18 protein-coding genes are annotated in these 20,461 nt (G+C 71.3%); 13 read left to right on the plus strand and 5 right to left on the minus strand.

The genetic code is table 11. From position 1 onward, the window contains the following. Positions 1-133 precede the first annotated feature (133 nt). Positions 134-1,972: a phosphoenolpyruvate carboxykinase (GTP) gene (locus ACTWJ8_RS24365; RefSeq protein ID WP_443260265.1), complete on the plus strand. Its 1,839-nt coding sequence runs from the start codon at positions 134-136 to the stop codon at positions 1,970-1,972. 79 nt (positions 1,973-2,051) lie between these two features. Here the strand turns inward: ACTWJ8_RS24365 and ACTWJ8_RS24370 are convergent, their stop codons facing one another. Further along, on the minus strand, positions 2,052-2,462 hold the full coding sequence (locus ACTWJ8_RS24370; protein ID WP_356374399.1) for an SCO4983 family protein: 411 nt from the start codon (positions 2,460-2,462) through the stop codon (positions 2,052-2,054). Positions 2,463-2,571: 109 nt separating this feature from the next. Beyond that, a complete protein-coding gene (locus ACTWJ8_RS24375) occupies positions 2,572-3,783 on the minus strand; it encodes a pyridoxal phosphate-dependent aminotransferase (protein WP_356374397.1) in 1,212 nt (403 codons plus the stop codon). A gap of 229 nt (positions 3,784-4,012) precedes the next feature. On the opposite strand from ACTWJ8_RS24375, the gene ACTWJ8_RS24380 reads away from it, so the two are divergent. Both ACTWJ8_RS24380 and ACTWJ8_RS24385 read left to right on the plus strand, forming a co-directional pair. Then, on the plus strand, positions 4,013-4,630 hold the full coding sequence (locus tag ACTWJ8_RS24380; protein ID WP_443260266.1) for an alpha-ketoglutarate-dependent dioxygenase AlkB: 618 nt from the start codon (positions 4,013-4,015) through the stop codon (positions 4,628-4,630). A 76-nt stretch (positions 4,631-4,706) separates the two neighbouring features. Beyond that, on the plus strand, positions 4,707-5,357 hold the full coding sequence (locus tag ACTWJ8_RS24385; protein ID WP_443260267.1) for a hypothetical protein: 651 nt from the start codon (positions 4,707-4,709) through the stop codon (positions 5,355-5,357). 10 nt (positions 5,358-5,367) lie between these two features. Here ACTWJ8_RS24385 and ACTWJ8_RS24390 read toward each other — a convergent pair whose 3' ends face one another. Together ACTWJ8_RS24390 and ACTWJ8_RS24395 are read right to left on the minus strand one after the other, a co-directional pair. Then, entirely contained in the window at positions 5,368-6,972 is a 1,605-nt protein-coding gene (locus ACTWJ8_RS24390; RefSeq protein WP_443260268.1) for an N-acyl-D-amino-acid deacylase family protein, read from the minus strand. A 240-nt stretch (positions 6,973-7,212) separates the two neighbouring features. Continuing rightward, positions 7,213-8,514 (minus strand): amino acid deaminase, encoded by a 1,302-nt coding sequence (locus tag ACTWJ8_RS24395; RefSeq protein WP_443264981.1) that lies wholly within the window; start codon positions 8,512-8,514, stop codon positions 7,213-7,215. A gap of 151 nt (positions 8,515-8,665) precedes the next feature. Between ACTWJ8_RS24395 and ACTWJ8_RS24400 the strand changes: the two genes are divergently transcribed. From ACTWJ8_RS24400 to ACTWJ8_RS24425, 6 genes are all read left to right on the plus strand, one after another. Next, positions 8,666-9,733, plus strand: coding sequence for a sugar kinase (locus tag ACTWJ8_RS24400; protein WP_443260269.1), 1,068 nt, complete (start codon positions 8,666-8,668; stop codon positions 9,731-9,733). Then, positions 9,730-10,521: an IclR family transcriptional regulator gene (locus ACTWJ8_RS24405; RefSeq protein ID WP_443260270.1), complete on the plus strand. Its 792-nt coding sequence runs from the start codon at positions 9,730-9,732 to the stop codon at positions 10,519-10,521. Before ACTWJ8_RS24400 ends, ACTWJ8_RS24405 begins: the two co-directional genes overlap by 4 nt. After that, positions 10,518-10,928 (plus strand): RidA family protein, encoded by a 411-nt coding sequence (locus ACTWJ8_RS24410; protein ID WP_356374386.1) that lies wholly within the window; start codon positions 10,518-10,520, stop codon positions 10,926-10,928. The genes ACTWJ8_RS24405 and ACTWJ8_RS24410 overlap by 4 nt, the downstream gene beginning before the upstream one ends. 123 nt (positions 10,929-11,051) lie before the next feature. Next, entirely contained in the window at positions 11,052-12,533 is a 1,482-nt protein-coding gene (locus ACTWJ8_RS24415; protein ID WP_356374384.1) for a GntP family permease, read from the plus strand. A 77-nt stretch (positions 12,534-12,610) separates the two neighbouring features. Beyond that, positions 12,611-13,123, plus strand: coding sequence for a hypothetical protein (locus ACTWJ8_RS24420; RefSeq protein ID WP_356374382.1), 513 nt, complete (start codon positions 12,611-12,613; stop codon positions 13,121-13,123). A 52-nt stretch (positions 13,124-13,175) separates the two neighbouring features. After that, entirely contained in the window at positions 13,176-14,507 is a 1,332-nt protein-coding gene (locus ACTWJ8_RS24425) for an Nramp family divalent metal transporter (protein ID WP_356374380.1), read from the plus strand. 86 nt (positions 14,508-14,593) lie between these two features. Here the strand turns inward: ACTWJ8_RS24425 and ACTWJ8_RS24430 are convergent, their stop codons facing one another. Continuing rightward, entirely contained in the window at positions 14,594-15,634 is a 1,041-nt protein-coding gene (locus ACTWJ8_RS24430) for a chitinase (RefSeq protein ID WP_443260271.1), read from the minus strand. A 282-nt stretch (positions 15,635-15,916) separates the two neighbouring features. Here ACTWJ8_RS24430 and ACTWJ8_RS24435 point away from each other — a divergent pair, with 282 nt between their 5' ends. The 4 genes from ACTWJ8_RS24435 (at position 15,917) to ACTWJ8_RS24450 (ending at position 20,459) form a co-directional block, all read left to right on the plus strand. Continuing rightward, positions 15,917-16,864, plus strand: a complete 948-nt coding sequence (locus tag ACTWJ8_RS24435) for a hypothetical protein (RefSeq protein ID WP_443260272.1) — start codon at positions 15,917-15,919, stop codon at positions 16,862-16,864. 43 nt (positions 16,865-16,907) lie between these two features. After that, a complete protein-coding gene (gene cpaB / locus ACTWJ8_RS24440; RefSeq protein ID WP_356374375.1) occupies positions 16,908-17,627 on the plus strand; it encodes a Flp pilus assembly protein CpaB in 720 nt (239 codons plus the stop codon). A gap of 790 nt (positions 17,628-18,417) precedes the next feature. Further along, positions 18,418-20,004, plus strand: a complete 1,587-nt coding sequence (locus ACTWJ8_RS24445; RefSeq protein ID WP_443260273.1) for an AAA family ATPase — start codon at positions 18,418-18,420, stop codon at positions 20,002-20,004. A gap of 125 nt (positions 20,005-20,129) precedes the next feature. After that, positions 20,130-20,459, plus strand: coding sequence for a TadE/TadG family type IV pilus assembly protein (locus ACTWJ8_RS24450; RefSeq protein ID WP_443260274.1), 330 nt, complete (start codon positions 20,130-20,132; stop codon positions 20,457-20,459). Positions 20,460-20,461 lie beyond the last annotated feature (2 nt).

Below are 20,461 nucleotides of genomic sequence, written 5' to 3' on the forward strand. Positions count from 1 at the left end.
CGGTCGGATGATCAAATGAGTGCGGTCGGCACCGGATGAGCGCCCACTGAGCTCCAGTGGATTGGGAGGCGCAGCGTCCGGGTCGCAGCCCCCACGGGGCATCAACCTCAGAACCCCTCATTTAGGAGCGATCGTGGCGCGCGACATCGCGGCTCCCTCCCTGGACACCCTGCCGACCAACCACCAGGAACTGATCTCGTGGGTCAACGAGATCGCCGAACTGACGCAGCCGGACCGGGTGGTCTGGTGCGACGGCTCCGATGCCGAGTACGAGCGCCTCGCCGAAGAGCTCGTCGAGAAGGGCACGTTCAAGAAGCTCGACCCGATCAAGCGCCCCAACTCGTACTACGCCGCCTCCGACCCGACCGATGTCGCGCGGGTCGAGGACCGTACGTTCATCTGCTCCGAGAAGGAGGAGGACGCGGGCCCCACGAACCACTGGAAGGCCCCCGCCGAGATGCGGGAGATCTTCCAGGGCAACGAGGGGAACGGGGGGATCTTCCGCGGCTCCATGCGCGGCCGCACGATGTACGTCGTCCCGTTCTGCATGGGTCCGCTCGGCTCGCCGCTGTCCGCGATCGGCGTCGAGATCACCGATTCGGCCTACGTGGCCGTGTCGATGCGCACGATGACCCGGATGGGTCAGCCCGTCCTCGACGAGCTGGGCTCCGACGGCTTCTTCGTGAAGGCCGTTCACACGCTCGGCGCACCGCTCGGCCCCGACGAGGCCGACGTGCCGTGGCCGTGCAACTCCACGAAGTACATCTCGCACTTCCCCGAGACCCGCGAGATCTGGTCGTACGGGTCCGGCTACGGCGGCAACGCCCTGCTCGGCAAGAAGTGCTACGCCCTGCGCATCGCGTCCGTCATGGCGCGCGACGAGGGCTGGCTCGCCGAGCACATGCTGATCCTCAAGCTGACGCCCCCGCAGGGTGAGTCGAAGTACGTCGCCGCGGCCTTCCCGTCCGCCTGCGGCAAGACCAATCTCGCGATGCTGGAGCCCACGATCTCCGGCTGGACCGTCGAGACGATCGGCGACGACATCGCCTGGATGCGGTTCGGCGAGGACGGCCGCCTCTACGCGATCAACCCCGAGGCCGGCTTCTTCGGCGTCGCGCCCGGCACCGGCGAGCACACGAACGCCAACGCCATGAAGACCCTCTGGGGCAACTCCGTCTTCACGAACGTCGCGCTCACCGACGACGGCGACGTGTGGTGGGAGGGCATGACCGAGGAGACGCCCGCGCACCTCACGGACTGGAAGGGCAACTCCTGGACCCCGGACTCCGGCGTCCCGGCCGCGCACCCGAACGCCCGCTTCACCACGCCCGCCTCGCAGTGCCCGATCATCGCGCCGGAGTGGGAGGACCCGAAGGGCGTGCCGATCTCGGCGATCCTCTTCGGCGGCCGCCGCGCCTCCGCCGTGCCGCTGGTCACCGAGTCCTTCGACTGGAACCACGGCGTGTTCCTCGGTGCCAACGTGGCCTCCGAGAAGACCGCAGCGGCCGAGGGCAAGGTCGGCGAGCTGCGCCGCGACCCGTTCGCCATGCTGCCGTTCTGCGGCTACAACATGGGCGACTACATGGCCCACTGGGTCAAGGTCGGCGCGGATAAGGACCAGGCCAAGCTCCCGAAGATCTACTACGTCAACTGGTTCCGGAAGAACGCGGACGGCAAGTTCGTCTGGCCCGGCTTCGGTGAGAACTCCCGCGTCCTCAAGTGGATCGTGGACCGCCTCGACGGCCGCGCCGAGGGCGTCGAGACGCCGATCGGCATCCTGCCGACCAAGGAGTCCCTGGACACGAACGGCCTCGAACTGGCCGACGCCGACCTGGACTTCCTGCTGACGGTGGACAAGGAGGCCTGGCGCGACGAGGCCTCGCTCGTCCCGGCCCACTTCAACACCTTCGGCGACCACACGCCGACGGAGCTGTGGGACGAGTACCGCAAGCTCGTGGAGCGGCTCGGCTAGGACCGGACGACATGAAGAAGGGGCGCGGCCGTGGGCCGCGCCCCTTCTTCGTCTCTTCGTCCTCTTCGGTGTCCGTCGGTCACACAGCGACGAGGTCCCCCGCCGCGGCGTGCGCCTCCATGCGCTGCGCCGCGAGGATCGCGGCCGCCGTGTCCGCGCGGGACGCCGCGACCACCAGGGCGCGGCCCGCGAGGGCGTGCGCCCGCTGGTGCAGCGCGGCGGCGTGCGGCTCGTGGACCGCGGCGGCGACGGCCGAGCGGATCGGCGCGTGGCCGCCGCGCAGCCGGGCGACCTGCGCGGCCAGCGCGTCGGCCGCCTCGTCCAGGTCGGCCGCGGGGCCCAGCGCGCGCAGCTCGTCGGTGAGGGCGAGCAGCGCGCTCAGGTGCCCGGCGAGCTGGATGTCCAGCTCCTCCTCGCGGGAGCGGTGCGGGAATTCGCCGCTGTCGGCCGCCGTCGAGTGGACCGACTTGGTGCGGATCGGCTCGTACATGGGGGGCCTCCAGGCATGCGTGTCAGCTTGGCCTCCATCGTACCTTAGATCGTGTCTAAATTAGAACCGGTCCAAACTGGGGCGCGTCCCGGCCGGGCGCGCGGCCTCGTCACGGCTGGCTGTAGCCGTCCAGGAAGTTCCCGATCCGGGTGACCGCCTCTGTCAGCTGCCGGGTGTCGGGCAGTGTGACGACGCGGAAGTGATCGGGCTCCGGCCAGTTGAAGCCGGTGCCGTGCACCACCATGATCTTCTCGGCCCGCAGCAGGTCGAGCACCATCTGCCGGTCGTCCTTGACCTTGAACACCTTCGGGTCGAGCCGCGGGAAGAGGTACAGCGCCCCCTTGGGCTTCACGCACGTCACGCCGGGGATCTGCGTCAGCAGCTCGTACGCGACGTCCCGCTGCTCCTTCAGACGGCCGCCCGGCAGCACCAGGTCGCCGATCGTCTGCCGTCCGCTGAGCGCGGCGACGACGCCGTGCTGGCCCGGCATGTTCGCGCACAGGCGCATGTTGGCGAGGATCGTCAGGCCCTCGATGTACGACTCCGCGTGCGCGCGCGGGCCGGAGATGGCCATCCAGCCCACCCGGTAACCGGCCACCCGGTACGCCTTCGACATGCCGTTGAAGGTGAGCGTCATCAGGTCGGGCGCGATGGCGGCGGTCGGGGTGTGCGTGGCGTCGTCGTAGAGGATCTTGTCGTAGATCTCGTCGGAGCAGACCAGCAGGTTGTGGCGGCGGGCGATGTCGGTGAGGCCGCGCAGCATCTCGTCGCTGTAGACCGCGCCCGTCGGGTTGTTCGGGTTGATGATGACGATCGCCTTGGTGCGGTCGGTGACCTTCCGCTCCACGTCCGCGAGGTCCGGCATCCAGTCCGCCTGCTCGTCGCAGCGGTAGTGCACGGCGGTGCCGCCGGAGAGCGAGACGGCGGCCGTCCACAGCGGGTAGTCGGGGGCGGGGACGAGGACCTCGTCGCCGTCGTCGAGCAGCCCCTGCATCGCCATCACGATCAGCTCGGACACGCCGTTGCCGATGAAGACGTGCTCGACGTCGGTCTCCACGCCGAGGGTCTGGTAGTGCATCATCACCGCGCGCCGGGCGGCGAGCAGGCCCTTGGCGTCGCCGTAGCCGTGCGCGTCCCCGAGGTTGCGGAGCATGTCCTCGAGGATCTCGGGCGGGCACTCGAAGCCGAACGCCGCCGGGTTGCCGGTGTTGAGCTTCAGGATGCGGTGCCCTGCTGCCTCCAGCCGCATCGCTTCCTCGAGCACCGGGCCACGGATCTCGTAGCAGACGTTGGAGAGCTTGGTCGACTGGATGAGCTGCATCCCCAAACTTTACGGCCGCGTTTCGGGATGTCGCGCACCCTTTGTCGCCCGGTGGGGCGCCCTCGGCCGCCCCGGTTTCGGAAGCGGTGGCACGGGGTGCCCGATGCCTCCGGAACGGCGGGTTCCGGGGTGGGTGCGGCTTGGATGGGGCGGGTCCGCGGGGCGGGTGAGATGGGCCACGCCGCGCGCCGATCGAGCATATGTTCGAAAGATTGGTTACGGTGGAGGCATGCTTCAGGGTTCGCTGTTCGACCAGGCCGAGGAGATGACCCTCGGCCCGCTCGCCGGGGTGCGCCGCACCGTGCTCGGCGACGGCGCCTGGATCGACGTCCTGCCGGGCTGGCTGAGCGGCGCCGACGCGCTGTACGAACAGCTCGCCGCCGCCGTGCCGTGGAAGGCCGAGCGGCGGCAGATGTACGAGCGGATGGTCGACGTGCCGCGCCTGCTCAAGTTCTACGGGGCGGGGGAGCCGCTGCCGCACCCCGTGCTCGACACGGCGCGGGACGCGCTGTCCGCGCACTACGCGCGGGAGTTGGGCGAGCCGTTCAGCACGGCGGGCCTCTGCTACTACCGGGACGGCCGGGACAGCGTCGCCTGGCACGGCGACCGGATCGGGCGCGGCGCCCGCGAGGACACCATGGTCGCCATCCTCTCCGTGGGGACGCCGCGGGACCTGGCGCTGCGTCCCGTCGGCGGCGGCCCGGTGGTGCGCCGCGCGCTCGGGCACGGCGACCTGATCGTCATGGGCGGCTCCTGTCAGCGCACGTGGGAGCACGCGATCCCCAAGTCGGCGCGCGCCGCCGGGGGCCGGATCAGTGTCCAGTTCCGTCCGCACGGGGTGCGTTGAGGTCATTTCGCGCGGTCTGTGGACGTATCGCCGACGGCTGTCCCGCGGACCGTCACAGTCCCTACACTTCGCCCTCATGTCCTGGAAGCAACCCGACCGAGGCGCCGAACCCGTGGTGCCCGAGGTCGTGTACGACCCGCAACAGGCGGCCCACGCGTACGACGGGTACGTCGATCCGGCCGCGGCGCACGGCTGGCAGGAGCCGGCCGACGCCTCGGGCGACACGGCGCCGCTCCCGCCCGTACCGGCCAAGGGGCCCGCGCACGCGCGCGGCAGGGCCGTGTTCGCCGACGGCTCCGGACGGCGGCGCCGCCTCATGCGCGTCGGTGGCATCGCGCTCGGCGGGGTCTGCGTCGTCTTCCTCGGCGCCGTCGTGACCGGCCTGTTCGGGGCCGGGCCTGCGGGCGGTCCGCTGCCCTGGAGCGGCGACGACGACGGCAAGAAGCCGCGGGCCGAGCATTCGGCGCCCGCGTCGACCGCTCCGGCTCCCGACCCGACCGGCGCCGCGTCGAGCCCCGGCCCGTCGGCCGCGGCGACCGGCACGGCGAGCGCGTCGCCGAAGGGGAAGGAGGAGCGGAAGGCCGCGGCTCCGACCGGCTCGCCGTCGAGGACCACGACCGCGGCGCCGACGGCCACGGCATCCACCACCGCTCCGGCCCGCGGGAACTCCGAGAACAAGCCGGGCCGGGGGAACGCCTCACCGGGGGCCGGCAAGGGCCCCAAGTGACGGCGGCCGCTCAGCCCTTGACGGTCCTGCGCACCGAACGGCCGGCGAGGACGTCGGTCCGCCTGCCGTCCTCGATCACGAACTTGCCGTCGACGAGGACGTGCGGGATGCCGACGGGCAGCGTGCGCGGCGCCTCGAACGTGGAGCCCGCCGCGACCGTCTCCGGGTCGAACAGGACCAGGTCGGCGCGGTAGCCCTCGCGGACCAGGCCGCGGTCGGGGAGCCGGAGCCGGGCGGCAGGACGCGAGGTCAGGTGCGCGACCGTCTCCTCGAGCGACATGACACCGAGGTCGCGCGCGTAGTGACCGAGGTAGTGCGGGAACGTGCCGTACGCCCGCGGGTGCGGCTTGTAGCCCTGGAGGATGCCGTCGCTGCCGCCGGTGTGCACCGGGTGCTGCATGATCGCGCGGACGTTGTCCTCGTGGCCGACGTGCTGAAGGATCGTCGAGCCCAGCTTGTCGGCGATCAGCAGGCGGCGGGCGGTGACCCACGGCGCCTCGCCGCGCTCGTCCGCGGCCTGCGCGACGGTCTTGCCGACGCACGAGGCGAGCCCCGGGTCGGAGACGCCCGAGATCTCGATCCTGTCCCACTCGATCGGCACGCCGTGACAGCCGTCCGCGCCGATCTCCTCGACGTGGTGGCGGATCCGCTCGGCGGTCGCGTCGTCCTTCAGGCGCGCGAGCGTGGCGTCGGGGCCGCCCTCGTTCGCCCAGCTCGGCAGCATCGCCACGAGCGTCGTCGCGCCCGGCGTGTACGGGTACGTGTCGAGGCTGATGTCGGCGCCGCCCGCGATCGCCTCGTCGAGGAGGGCGAGCAGGTCGACGCCCTTGCCCTTGTTCACGCCGAAGTTCATGGTGGCGTGCGCGAGGTGCAGGGCGCATTCGGCGTTGCGCGTCAGCTCCACCATCTCGCGGTACGCGTCGAGGGCGCCGGCGCCGTAACTGCGGTGGTGCGGGCAGTAGTAGCCGTCGTACTCGGCCACCACGCGGCACAGCTCGGTGAGTTCGGCGTCCTTCGCGTACATGCCCGGGGTGTAGGTGAGCCCGGAGGACATGCCCACGGCGCCCTGCTCCATGCCCTCGGCCACGAGCCGCTTCATGTGGTCCAGCTCGGCGGGCGTCGCGTCGCGATCGTCCCAGCCGACGGCGTACATCCGGACGGTGCCCTGGGGGATGAGGTACGCGGCGTTCACCGCGATGCCCTGCCGGTCGATCCGGTCCAGGTACTCGCCGACCGTGCGCCAGTCGAAGTCGATGTCCGAGCCGTCGCCGTTCCAGCCGGTGATCGCCTGGCGGACCTGGGCGAGCGTGCGGTCGTCGACCGGGGCGTACGACAGGCCGTCCTGGCCCAGGACTTCGAGGGTGACGCCCTGGGCGGCCTTCGCGCTGTGGTCCGGGTCGCGGAGCACAGCGAGGTCGCTGTGCGCGTGCATGTCGATGAAACCGGGCGAGAGCGCGAGTCCTTCGGCCTCGACGGTCCGCGTCGCGGTGGGGCGTGGGCCGGTCCCCTCCGGGGTGATCCCGGCGATGCGGCCGTCGTCGACGGTGACGTCGGCTCGGTAGGACGCGCCGCCGCTGCCGTCGATGACGCGCGCGTCGCGGATGACCAGGTCCATGAGGGGTGCCTCTCTTGTTTCAAGCCCCTGCGGCACATTGCCCCAGGCGGTGGGTGGGCAAAATCAAGCCCCTGCGGCGATTGAGCAGCGGGGTCCGGGGCGGAGCCCCGTGGCGGTGCCGTGGTGGGGCCGTCGTGTCGGTGCGCGGCACCGGGGGCCGCCTTGCCCACCCGCCGCCCAAGGCGGCGATTGCCCAAGTCGGGTGCGGCCGACGTCCGTGAGGCGGCGGCCGCGGACTGCCTAGAAGAACGTGCGGATGTAGTCCACGACCGTGCCGTCCGACTCCACCAGGGGAATGAGCTGCCACTTGTCGAAGGACGTGCACGGGTGCGAGAGGCCCATGCCGAGCCAGTCGCCCACCTCGACGTCCGCGCCCGGCTCCGTGCGAACCCACCCGTGCTGGTCGGAGAGCCCCGTCACCGCCACACCCGTGGCCTCCCGGACCTCGCCCGTCCGCGCGTCCCGCACGACCTGCGCCTCCGGCAGGTCGATGTCGTACGCGGCGTCCCGCTTGCCCGCGTTGGTGAACGCCTGCCCGTCGTTGGGCCGCGACACGAACTGTGCCCACAGGCGGAACGCCGGCTCGAGCGCGCCCTCTTCCGGGACCCGGTTGAACGGCGTGAGGTGCCGGTAGTGGCCGTCGTCGTGCGAGACGTACGCGCCGGAGCGCAGCAACTTCAGGACGGGCGCGCCCAGTTCGGGGATCTCGGCGAAGACGTCCGCCACCGCGTCGAACCACGCGGAGCCGCCCGCGCTCACCACGATCTCGTCGAGCCCGGAGAAGCGGCCCGCCTTGTCGAAGTCCGCCGCGAGCGCGACCAGCCGGCGCAGCCAGGCGCGCACCCGCTCGCCGTCGGCCTCCGGCACCTCGCCCTCGTAACCGGCGACGCCCACGAGCCGCAGCTTGTCCGAGGAGGCGACCGCGTCGGCGACCGCCGCGCAGTCCGCCTCGGAGCGGGCCCCGGTGCGCGCGCCGTCACCCGCGCCCAGCTCCACGACCACGTCGACGGGACGGCCGGCGCCCGCCTCGGCCAGCGCGGCCTGCATCAGTTCCACGCCGCGCACGGAGTCGACGTAGCAGACGAAGCGGAAGGACGGGTCGGCGTCCAGCTCCTTGGCGAGCCACTTCAGTGCCGCCGCGTCGACCAGCTCGTTCGCCAGGAAGATCCGCTCGATGCCGAACTCCCGCGCCACGCGCACCTGGTGCGGCACCGCGAGGGTGATGCCCCACGCGCCGTGCTCGATCTGCCGGTGGAAGAGCTGTGGGGCCATCGACGTCTTGCCGTGCGGGGCGAAGGCGAGGCCGTGCCGGGCCGAATAGGCCTCCATGAGCGCGAGGTTGTGCTCCAGACGCTCGGCGGAGAGGGCGAGGACGGGCGTGGTGAAGCCGTCCGTGAAGAGGTTCAGGCGGCGGGCGGCCAGCTCGCCGACCGTCGCGCCGTCCGCCTCCGGAGGCAGCCCCTTGAAGCGGAAGTCCACCCGCTCCGTCGCCAGCTCTTCAAGGCGAGCGGTACGGCGCTCGGCAGCGTCCTTGGCGTGCACGGCGTTCTGGGCGGTCACGGCGCCTCCTCCAGGCAGTCCGTTGCACCGTTTGCAACGGTCATTGCGTATGTCGCTTCATGCTGTCTAACATCCGAGCCAACGTCGGGTCAACGGAGCCCGAAGTCCCCCGCCGCGAGGAGTGCGACCCACCGTGACCGCCACCGGACCCGCAGTACCGACCAGCGCCGTCGATGTCGTGGACGACGTCGATGTCGTCGCGCTCGGCGAGTCCATGGTCACGTTCCGGCCCGCCGTCCCCGGGCGGCTCGCCGACGTGCCCTCGTTCGATCGCGGGATCGGCGGCGCCGAGTCCAACGTGGCGTGCGTGCTCGCCGCCGCCGGGCACCGCTCCGCCTGGGTCAGCCGGGTCGGTGCCGACGGCTTCGGCGACCACCTCGTGGAGGCCATCGGCGCGTACGGCGTCGACACCTCCGCCGTACGCCGCGATCTGCACCGCCCCACCGGCATCTACTTCCGCACGGCCGGTGACCGGTCCACCGCCGCCCACGAGGTCGCGTACTACCGCGCCGGATCCGCCGCCTCCGCCATGTCCACCGCCAACCTGGACCTGGACGCGCTGCGCTCCGGCCGGATCCTGCACCTGTCCGGGATCACCGCCGCGCTCTCCGGCAGCTGCCTCGACCTGCTGCGCGAGCTGACCGCACCGCGTGCGGGCCGCCCCCTGGTCTCCTTCGACGTCAACTACCGCCCCGGCCTGTGGTCAGGATCCGCCGAGGGCCCCGCCGTACTCCTGGACCTCGCGCGCGGCGCCGACATCGTCTTCGTCGGCGACGACGAGGCCGAGGACGCCTGGGGCATCACCGGCGGCCCCGACGCCATCCGCGAGGCGCTGCCCGAACCGGCGCTGCTCGTCGTCAAGCGCGGCGCCGACGGCGCGGTCGCCTACGACGCCGACGGACGCCACGAGGAGCCCTCGCCGCGCGTCGACGTCGTCGCCGCCGTCGGCGCGGGCGACGCCTTCGCCGCCGGCTTCCTCTCCGCCACCCTGCGCGGACTGCCCGTCGCCGAACGCCTCCGGCACGGCCACCTCTGGGCCGCCGTCGCCCTCACCGAGCCCGGCGACCTCGCCGCGCCGCCGAGCCGCGCCCGGGCCGACCGCCTGGTCGCCCTCGACGCCGTCTCGTGGGGGACACTGCACGTCGGCCCCGGTTGGGCAGCAGCCGACGACGGGGTGGACGAGGAGGTACGTACACCATGAGCCAGACCGTCGACCGCGCGCTCAGCATCCTGCCGCTGCTCGCCGAGGGACCCGCCGACCTGGGGCAGGTCGCCGACCGCCTCGGCGTGCACAAGTCCACGGCGCTGCGCCTGTTGCGCACCCTGCACGAGCACGGCCTCGTGCACCGCCAGTCCGACCAGCGCTACCGGCTCGGCGCCCGGCTCTTCGCGCTCGCCCAGGAGGCCGTCGAGAACCTCGACGTGCGCGAGATCGCCCACACCCACCTCGTCGAACTCAACGAGAAGGTCGGGCACACCGTCCACCTCGCGGTGTACGAGGAGAACGAGGTCCTCTACATCGACAAGGTCGAGAGCCGCTACCCGGTGCGCATGTACTCGCGCGTCGGCAAGCCGGTCGCCATCACCGTGGCCGCCGTCGCCAAGCTGCTCCTCGCCGACCTGCCCGAGGCCGAGCGCCGCGCCGTCGCGGAGAAGCTCGACTACCCCATGTACACGTCCCGTTCGACGCCCAACGCCGCAGCGTTCCTGCGCGAGTTGGAGAAGGTGCGCGAACAGGGCTGGGCCACCGACCTCGGTGGCCACGAGGAGTCCATCAACTGCGTCGGCGCCCCCATCCGCGGCGCGGACGGCAGGGTCGTCGCCGCCATGTCGGTCTCCGCGCCGAACGTCGTCGTCACCGCCGAGGAACTCCTCACACTGCTCCCGCTGGTGCGCCGCACGGCGGAAGCCATCAGCCGGGACTACTCAGGTACCGGCAGCCCCTCCGGAAACACCGGTAACACCCCTCCCAAGGAAGCACGCTCATGACCGAGAAGACCGCGCTCACGCCCGCCACCCACACCACCCCGCCGGCGAAGTTCTCCCACGGCGTCAAGAAGGGCAACATCCTTCAGGTCGCGGGCCAGGTCGGCTTCCTGCCGGCCGAGGAGGGCAAGGCCCCGACCCCCGCGGGCCCGACCCTCAAGGAGCAGACCCTCCAGACCTTCGCCAACGTCAAGGCGATCCTCGAAGAGGGCGGCGCCACCTGGGACGACGTCATGATGATGCGCGTCTACCTGACGGACGTCGACCACTTCGCCGAGATGAACGAGATCTACAACGCCTACTTCGAGGAGCAGGGCCTCAAGGAGGCCCCCGCCGCCCGCACGACCGTCTACGTCGGTCTGCCCAAGGGCCTGCTCATCGAGATCGACGCGCTCGCCGTCCTGAGCTGAGCCAACCCCCTCCGCGCCACGGTGCGGCGCCCCGCGCGGGCGCCGCACCGCGATCCCTCCTGCCCTCCTGCCTGAGAACGCTGGAAACGCCCCGCACCCCCCCATGTACTTACGAGGTCAACGATGTCCCCGTACGCCCCCCTCGCGTCCGCCGCCGCCGACGCGCCCGAGCACACCGGTGGTCTGCTCCTCCTCATACCCGGCACCGCAGGACTGCTGACGGTCGCCGTCCTCGGCATCGCGCTGCTGCTCTTCCTGATCATCAAGGTCAGGCTCCAGCCCTTCGTGGCCCTTCTGACGGTCTCCATCGCCGTGGGCCTCGCCGCCGGACTCTCCGTCACCGAACTCTTCGGCACCGTCCAGAAGTCCACCGCCACCTCGGTCATCGAGGACGGAATGGGCGGCACGCTCGGCCATATCGCGATCATCATCGGCCTGGGCACCATGCTCGGCGCGATGCTCGAAGTGTCGGGCGGCGCCGAGGTCCTGGCCTCCCGCCTCATCCACCTCTTCGGTGAGAAGCGCGCCCCCGTCGCGATGGGCCTCACCGGCCTCATCTTCGGCATCCCCGTCTTCTTCGACGTCGGCATCTTCGTGCTCGCGCCGATCGTCTACGCGGCCGCCAAGCGCGGCGGCAAGTCGATCCTGCTCTACTGCCTGCCGCTGCTCGCCGGCCTGTCGATGACCCACGCGTTCCTGCCGCCGCACCCGGGCCCCGTCGCCGCCGCGGGACTGCTCCACGTGGACCTGGGCTGGGTCATCCTCATGGGCATCGTCTGCGGCATCCCCGCCGTGCTCGCCGCGTGGGCCTGGTCCGCCTGGATCGGCAAGAAGATCTTCGTGCCCGTGCCGCACGACATGGTCGAGGCCGCAGACGAGGCGAAGGCCGCGCTCGCCGAGGAGCAGCGCAAGGACGGCATCACGCCCCGCGAGGACCCGGTCCCGCTCGGCATCGTCTTCACGATCATCGCCATCCCGCTGGTGCTGATCCTCGCCGCGACGTTCTCCTCGATCGCCCTCGACCCGTCGACGCTCCGCTCCGTCATCGAGTTCTTCGGCAACCCGTTCGTGGCGCTCACCATCGCGCTGTTCGCCGCGTACTACCTGCTCGGCCTGCGCCGCGGCTGGTCCCGCAAGTCCCTGGAGACGGTGTCCACGGCGTCCCTGAAGCCGGTCGCCAACATCCTGCTCGTCGTCGGCGCCGGCGGTGTCTTCGGCGCCGTCCTCCAGGCCAGCGGCATCGCGCAGGCGCTGTCCGACACGTTCAACAGCATCGGCCTGCCGATCATGGTCCTGGCGTACCTGATCTCGCTCGTGCTGCGCGTCGCGCAGGGCTCGGCCACGGTCGCCATCGTCACCACCGCGGGCATCGTCGGACCGCTGCTCGCGCAGGGCGACTACTCGCAGGCGTACACGGCCCTCGTCATCATGGCGATCTCGGCGGGCTCCATCTTCGCCTCGCACGTCAACGACGGCGGATTCTGGATGGTCGCCAAGTACTTCGGCATCTCCGAGCGCGACACCCTGCGCTCCTGGACGGTCCTGGAATCGGTCCTCTCGGTCGCCGGCTTCGCCGTCGCCCTGGTCCTGAGCGTCTTCGTCTAGCGCCGCACCCGCCGGGCCCGTGCCGCACCCACCCCTGGGGGAGGTGCGGCACAGGCTTGTCCGCCATACTGCCGCCCGTGGAGCAGCGTATGGAGAACGAGAAGGTCACGCCCGTCACCGGTGCCGGCTTCGACCCGGCGCACATCCCCGGTCTGACGGCTCCCGCGCGGGGGCCGGAGGCCGAGGAGGCCGCGGACACGGCGGAGGAGGTGACGCCGGAGCCGGAGGAGCCCGCCGAGGACGCCACGGTGGAGGAGCCCGACGCCGAGGAGCCCGCCGACGAGTCCGCCGAGGAGTCCGACGGCGAGTCCGAGGGCGACGGGCCCGTGTTCGAGGCCAAGGACCGGCGTGGCTCGATCACCGTCGACGCGAGCGGCGTCCGGTTCACGCTCGACGACCAGGAGGCCGACTTCACCTGGGACGAGATCAGCGCGGTCGAGTTCGGCACCGCGCGCAAGCGGCTCACGGTGACGGTCCACATGCCCAACAGCCGCTGGTTCCCGAACGACGTCGAGGCCCCCGACAAGGCCCGCCTCAAGGAGTGGACGGACCAGCTGGACAAGGCGCTGGACACGTACTTCGAGGAATGAGTTCCTGACGGGCCCCTTGCCAGCGGCGCGGCTTTACGCACCCTTGATGTTCATGGCGGACACCACGGGCACCCCAGGAACCGGCAACACCACCTCCACCGACCCAGGCCCCCGCAGATCCAGTTGGAAGTACATCGGCCCCGGCATCGTCGTCGCCGCGACGGGTGTCGGGGCGGGCGACCTCGTCGCCACCCTCATCGCGGGCAGCAACTTCGGCTACACCCTGCTCTGGGCCGCCGTCCTCGGCTGCCTCGTCAAGATCAGCCTCGCGGAGGCGGCGGGCCGCTGGCATCTGGCCACGGGCCGCACCCTGTTCGACGGCTGGGCGAGCCTCGGCAAGTGGACCACGTACTTCTTCGTGATCTACGCGGTGATCTGGGGCTTCGTGTACGGCGCCGCGGCGATGTCGTCGAGCGGACTGCCCCTCCAGGCGCTGTTCCCCGACGTGTTCCCGGCCGACTGGTCGATCAAGCCGTGGGCGATCCTCAGCGGCGTCGTCGGCCTGGTCTTCGTCTGGATGAACAAGTACGCCGTCTTCGAGAAGGTCATGACGGTGCTGGTCGGCGTCATGTTCGTCGTGACGGTCTACCTGGCGATCCGCGTCACCCCGAACCTCGGCGACGCCTTCGCGGGACTGCTCCCCGTACTGCCCGACGAGAAGGACTCGATCCTCAACACGCTCGGCCTGATCGGCGGCGTCGGCGGCACCATCACCCTCGCCGCGTACGGCTATTGGGTCAACGCGAAGGGCTGGACCAACACGTCGTGGATGAAGGTGATGCGGCTCGACAACCGGGTCGCGTACATCACCACCGGCATCTTCGTCGTGGCCATGCTGTTCGTCGGCGCCGAGTTGCTGCACGCCTCGCACACGGCGATCGCCGAGGGCGACAAGGGCCTGGTCGACCTCTCCAAGATCCTGGAGGCCGAGTACGGCACGGCGACGGCGAAGCTGTTCCTGGTCGGCTTCTTCGCGACGTCGTTCACCTCGCTGATCGGCGTGTGGCACGGCGTGAGCCTGATGTTCGCGGACTTCGTCGAGCGCTACCGGCTCTCGCGCGTCGTCACCGGCGAGGAGGTGGCGCGCGGCGACCGCGAGAAGGGCTGGCCGTTCCGGGCCTTCCTGCTGTGGATGACGTTCCCGCCGATCGTCCTGCTCTTCCAGGGCCAGCCGTTCCGCCTGGTCATCATCTACGGAGTGCTCGGCGCGGCCTTCATGCCGTTCCTCGCGCTCACCCTGGTCTGGCTCCTGAACTCCTCGCGCACGCCCGCGAACTGGCGCAACGGCTGGCTGAGCAACGGCATGCTGAGCATTGCCGGCCTGCTGTTCGTCGTGCTGTGCGTGAAGCAGATCTGGGACCAGCCCTGGTCGGACTTCTTCTGACCTTGCGATCCGTACGGGTGCGATCCGTACGGGCCCGGGTGCGGGCAGCGCCGCCGGGGGAGCGGCGGCGCTGCCCGCGCGGGGGCCTAAAGGCCGTCGACGTGCGGTCCGACGGCCGAGGACCACGCGTTGCCGGAGCTCGCGTCCCAGTTGGTCGACCAGGTCATCGCGCCGCGCAGGCCCGGGTAGGTCTTCGACGGCTTGAACGAGCCGCAGTTCGTGCCCTTGGTGAGGCAGTCGAGGGCGTCGTTCACGACCGAGGGCGCCACGTATCCGCTGCCCGCCGCGCTCGACGAGGCGGGCGTGCCGATGCCGACCTGCGAGGGGTCGAGCCCGCCCTCCAGCTGGATGCAGGCGAGCGCGGTCAGGAAGTCGACCGTGCCCTGGCTGTAGACCTTGCCGTCGCAGCCCAGCATCGAACCGCTGTTGTAGTACTGCATGTTGACGACGGTGAGAATGTCCTTCACGGCCAGGGCGGTCTTGAAGTACTCGGCCGAGGTCGACTGCATGTCGATGGTCTGCGGCGCCATGGTGAGCACGAAGCCGCTGCCCGCCTTCGCGGCGAGCGACTTCAACGCCTGCGACATGTACGTCGAGTCGAGCCCGTTCTCCAGGTCGATGTCGACGCCGTCGAACCCGTACTCCTGCATGAGCGCGTACACCGAGTCGGCGAAGTTGCCCGCGGAGGCCGCGTCGTTCACCTGGATGGTGCCCTTCTCGCCACCGATCGAGATGATCACGGACTTGCCCGCCGCCTGCTTGGCCTTGATGTCGGCCTTGAAGGCGTCCTCCGTGTAGCCGCCGAGACCGGCCGAGTCGAGCGTGAAGTCGACCGCGCCGGGCGTCGAGGTCGCGTCGGCGAACGCGACGGCAACGATGTCATAGGCGTCGGGGACATCGGCGAGTTTCTGCACGGTCGCGCCGTTGTCGAAGTTCTGCCAGTAGCCCGTGACGGCGTGCGCGGGGACGGCGGCCGTAGAGCTTCCGGCCGCGCTCGCGGTACTCGCCGTACTGGTGGTGGCACTTGCCGTACCGGTCGTGGCGAGTCCGCCGACGGCGAGCGCCGCCGCCGTGAACGCGCCGAGAAGCACGCCGAGCCGTGACCTTCTCCGACAGGAATGCGCCATTTCTTCCTCCAAGTGGGGGGGGAGTGCTCCCGGCACCGAAGTGGGGGAGCTGTGGGGGGAGTTGGGGAAGCAGCTGCTGGCCGTACAAGCTGGTCCAGACCATTGGACTTGTCAAGAGTTGGCACCGACGCTTCTTCGCCAACCCGGGGTGGACCGGTGCCCATCGCGCCGTGAACAGTGCGAAGTGGGGTGTTGCGGGGCGGCCGCGTGGATATGGTGCTGAGGCAGTGGCACCGCGAGGTGCCGTGGAGGAGAGCAGAGCGACGACCGGGGGGTTCACGCGTGCCGACCGCCATAGCCGTGACCGACCCCGACCTGGTCCTCGCCTCGCCGGACCGGCACACACCGACCGCCACGGTGCTGCCGCTCGGCGAGCCGCCGGAGAAGTATCCGCTCGACCGCGCCCTCACCGACGTCCACACCCTGATCGAACAGCACGGCTACGTGATCGTGCTCTGCCCGGACTCGGCGCCTGACGTGACCGTGCACCGGCTGCATTCGATCCGTTCGGTGCTGGAAACCGACCGCATGGCGATCCTCCGCCCCGCCCTGCCGCCGCTCGGGCTCGCGGTCCTCGCGCTGCAATTGCGCCAGTTGTCGATCTGCGACTTCAGCCCCGGCGTCCTCGCGTCGGCGGCCCGGCTGCTCGCGCACTACGTCTACGCGGGCGCGGTCGTCGGATCGGTCGCCAAGCTGGACCGGGTCCCGGTCTCCCTCAAGGCCCACGCGAAGTCCTGGTCGCCGAACGCCCAGTTCGCGGTCGTGGCCTCACCGCAGCCGCAACTCCTGCGTCTCACCGGCTCGGAGACCCCGACCGGCCCCGCCTTCCGCACCCGCATGGTCTACGCGGTCGGCCAGCACACGCCCGACTGGCTCACCGGCGTGCTTGCACCCGCCTGGCGCGTCCAGGGCGTGTCGCGGACCCGGCTGCCCGCGGACTCGCCGCGCTGGTGGGCGACGGGCAGACCCGGCAGCCCGGGGCGCCTGGTCGAGTTCGCCTCGGCCATCCCCGACATCTCGGTCCTCTACCAGCTGGTGTCCTCGGTCCGCCGCGAGCAGTGCCACTGGTGCGGGCTGGAACTCATCGGCGACCGCTGCGGGTTCTGCGCGGCGCCGCTGGCCGGCGAGACACCACCCGAGGCCGTCGGCACCCCGTCGGCCCGCGAGGCGCTCGCCCCGGCCGCAGGCCCGTCCCGAACGGCGCTCCCACGCGCCACCCACCACCACTGAGCCCACCGACCCCCTGGCCCCTAGCAACGAGGTTGTCCGGTCCATGAACTCACGTCAGCGCCGCGGCGTCATACTCCTGGTCGTCTCGGCCCTGTGCGCCATCGGAGCGTTCGCCGGTGTGCTCGCCGTGATCCGTGACGTGGACTCCAAGGTGGGGTCGGAGACCGACGCGTACGAGCTGAAACAGGACGTGTCCCCGTACAAACAGCTCACGGCCGACCAGTTCGAGAAGGTCCGGATGCCGAAGCGCTGGCTCTCGGAGACGGCCGTCACCGACCTCGACGACATCCGCGGCAAGATCGCCGTCACCCGGCTCAAGAAGGGCTCCCTGCTCCAGTCCGACATGATCGTCGACCGCCCGAAGCTCGAGGCGGGGCAGCAGGAGATCGCCATCATGATCGACGCGGAGACCGGCGTCGCGGGCAAGATCAACCCCGGCGCGAAGGTCAACATCTACGCCACGTTCAAGGCGGAGAGCGACAAGGAGCGCGACCAGTCCAAGGTCATCGTGGAGAACGCCGAGGTCATCGACGTCGGCAAGCTCACCCCGATCGACCAGCAGGGCGCGGCCGACACCGAGAACTCCGTCCGCCGCCAGGGCGAGGCCGTCCCGATCACCTTCGCCCTCGCCGCCGCGGACGCCCAACGCGTCGCCTACGCCGAATCCTTCGCCACCCACGTCCGCCTGGCCCTGGTGGCCCCCGGCGCGACCGACAAGATCGCCCCGGACGACAGGTCGTACACCTTGGAGGGCGACAAGTGACCCCACCACTTCCCGCATGGCTGACCCGACCCATGCACGCACCTGCACCGGCTCCCGCGGCGCCGGCATCGACAACTCACGTGCCTGCGGCGACTTCCGTAGCGCCGACGCCCGTAATTCACGCGCCTGCGACGGCTTTCGTGGCACCGGCGCCGGCCGCCTGCGCGCCCGCTGTGGCTGCCATGGCGCCGACGCCGACGATTCAAGCCTCTGCGTCGGCTTCTGTGGCGCCGGTGCCGGACATCTGTGCGTCTGCTATGGCTTCCGTGGCGCCGATCCAGGCGCATCAAGCCCCAGTGCCGACTCTCGTGGGCCCTGTTCGCCACGCCCACGCCATGGCGACGGCGCCAGTGACGGAGGTGCTGGCAATCCACGCGCGGGTGACGACTTCCGCAGCGTCGGTGCCGGTGATTCACGCGCCTGCAATGGCTTCCGTAGCGCCGGTTCGGCAAGTTCATGTGCCTGCTGCGGCCGACGGCGAGGGCCCGGGCAATCAAGCCCCTGCGGCGATTGAGCAGCGGGGTCCGGGGCGGAGCCCCGAGGCGGCGGCGCCGGTGAGGCATCACCATCCAGCCCCGTCGGCGCTTGAGGCGCGGGGTCTGGGGCGGAGCCCCGAATGCGTAACGCCGGGTAGGCAGGATCAAGCCCCGCCGGCGTTTGAGGCGCGGGGGCCGGGGCGGAGCCCCGTGGCGTGGGGCGCGGTGCGGCATCACCGTCCCGCCCGGCCGGCGACGGAGCCGCGGAGCCCCGGGGCGTCGGGTGCGGTGCCGGTGGGCGGAGGGGGCCGGTCATGACCATCCGCATACTCCCGGCCGTCGCCGACCCGGAGACCGCCAGAGGCCTCGTCACGCTCCTCTCCCAGCTCCCCGACACCGAACCCGCCCCACCCGTCCCCGACGCCACCGCCCTCCTCGACACCCTGGCCGGCCTCGCCGCCGAATCCCTGGACGAGCTCCCCGAGGTCGTCCTGGTCCACGAACGCATCGGCCCCGTCCCCGCCCTCGACCTGATCCGCGACCTCGTCCTCCGCTTCCCCGCGGTCGGCGTCGTCCTGCTGACCGCCGACACCAGCCCCGCCCTCCTCACCGCCGCGATGGACAGCGGAGCGCGCGGCATCGTCGCGTTCCCGCTCGGCTACGACGCCCTGGCGGAACGCGTCCAGGCGGCCGCCGCCTGGTCCACCGGAATGCGCCGCCACCTGGCGGGCGGCACCGGCACCGAACTCGTCCCCGCGGGCGGCGGCGGCCGCGTCGTCGCGGTGGCCGGCGCGAAGGGCGGCGTAGGGACGACCGTCACGGCCGTCCAACTCGCCCTCGCGGCGAAGGCGTCCGGCCGTACGACCGTCCTCCTGGACCTGGACCTCCAGTCCGGCGACGTGGCGTCCTACCTCGACGTACAGTTCCGCCGCTCCGTCGCGGACCTCGCCGCGATCCAGGACATCACGCCCCGCGTTCTCCAGGACGCGGCCTTCGCCCACGAGTCGGGCGTCGACCTCCTCCTGGCCCCCGCCGACGGCGAACGCGGCGAGGACGTCACGGACCGCGTGGCCCGCCAGGTGATCCACGCCCTGCGCGCCCGCTACGACGTCGTGGTCGTCGACTGCGGTACGCAGATGAGCGCGGCCAACTCCACGGCCGTCGAACTCGCCGACCAGACCGCTCTCCTGGTCACCCCTGACGTCGTCGCGGTCCGCGCGGCGAAGCGCATGATCCGCCTGTGGGACCGCCTCCAGATCCGCAAGGCGGAGGAGACCCTGACGGTCGTCAACCGGCACGCCCGCTCGGCGGAGATCCAGCCGTCGCTGGTGGAACGGGTGACAGGCACGAAGACGGCCCGCACCTCCATCCCGGCGGCGTACAAGGAACTCCAGGCGGCCGTCGACGCGGGCCGCATGCAGGACCTCGACAACCGCTCGTCGGTGAAGCAGGCGATGTGGGCGCTCGCGGCGGAACTCGACCTCGTGGCCACCCCCACGCCTCCGGCATCCGGCCGCAGGGCCCGCCGCCGCGGCTCCGACAAGGGCGCGGTCACCCTCGAGTTCGCGGCGATGTTCCCCCTGGTCCTCGCGGTCCTCGCCCTGATGTGGCAGTGCGTCCTGTACGGCTACACGTACTCGCTGGCCGGCAACGCGGCGGACGAGGCGGCCCGCGCGGCCACGTCCGCCGCAGCGGGCACCGGGAACATGGCGGGCGCCTGCGACGCGGGAGGCCGCAAGAACCTCCCGGGCGCATGGCAGGACGCCCAGATCACGTGCACCGACGACGGCACGGTCACCCGCGCCACGGTGAACGTCGACGTCCCCCTGTTCTTCCCCGGCGTGAACCCCGGCTGGTCGGTCACAGGCGAGGCAGGCGCGGCAACGGAGGCGAACCGGTGACGGGGAGCGCAGGGCCGATGCGGCCAATTCAAGCCCCTGCGGCGATTGAGCAGCGGGGTCCGGGGCGGAGCCCCGAGGCGTCGACCACGGTCGACCGCAAGCGCACCGGCGACCACGGAGTGTCCATGCTGGAGTTCGCCGGCTTCCTCCCCTTCCTCCTGGTGATCGGAATGGCCGCGATCCAACTCGGCCTCGTCGGCTACGCCGCCAACCAGGCAGGATCCGCCGCCCGCGCGGCGGCCCGCGCCGAATCCCTCACCCCCGGCACGGCCCAGACGGCGGCCGCCGCCGCGACCAGCTCCTGGCTCCACCCCCAGGCGGAGCCGAACGGCACCGACGACACCGTGACGTACACCGTCACCGTGCACGTCCCCCCGGTAATCCCCCTCTTCGACGGCTGGAACGTCCACCGCACCGCCACCATGCCGAACGACCGCGACAACGAGGGGAGCTGACC

Origin of the sequence: Streptomyces sp. SDT5-1, from assembly GCF_052245995.1 — a bacterium.
GTDB lineage: Bacteria > Actinomycetota > Actinomycetes > Streptomycetales > Streptomycetaceae > Streptomyces.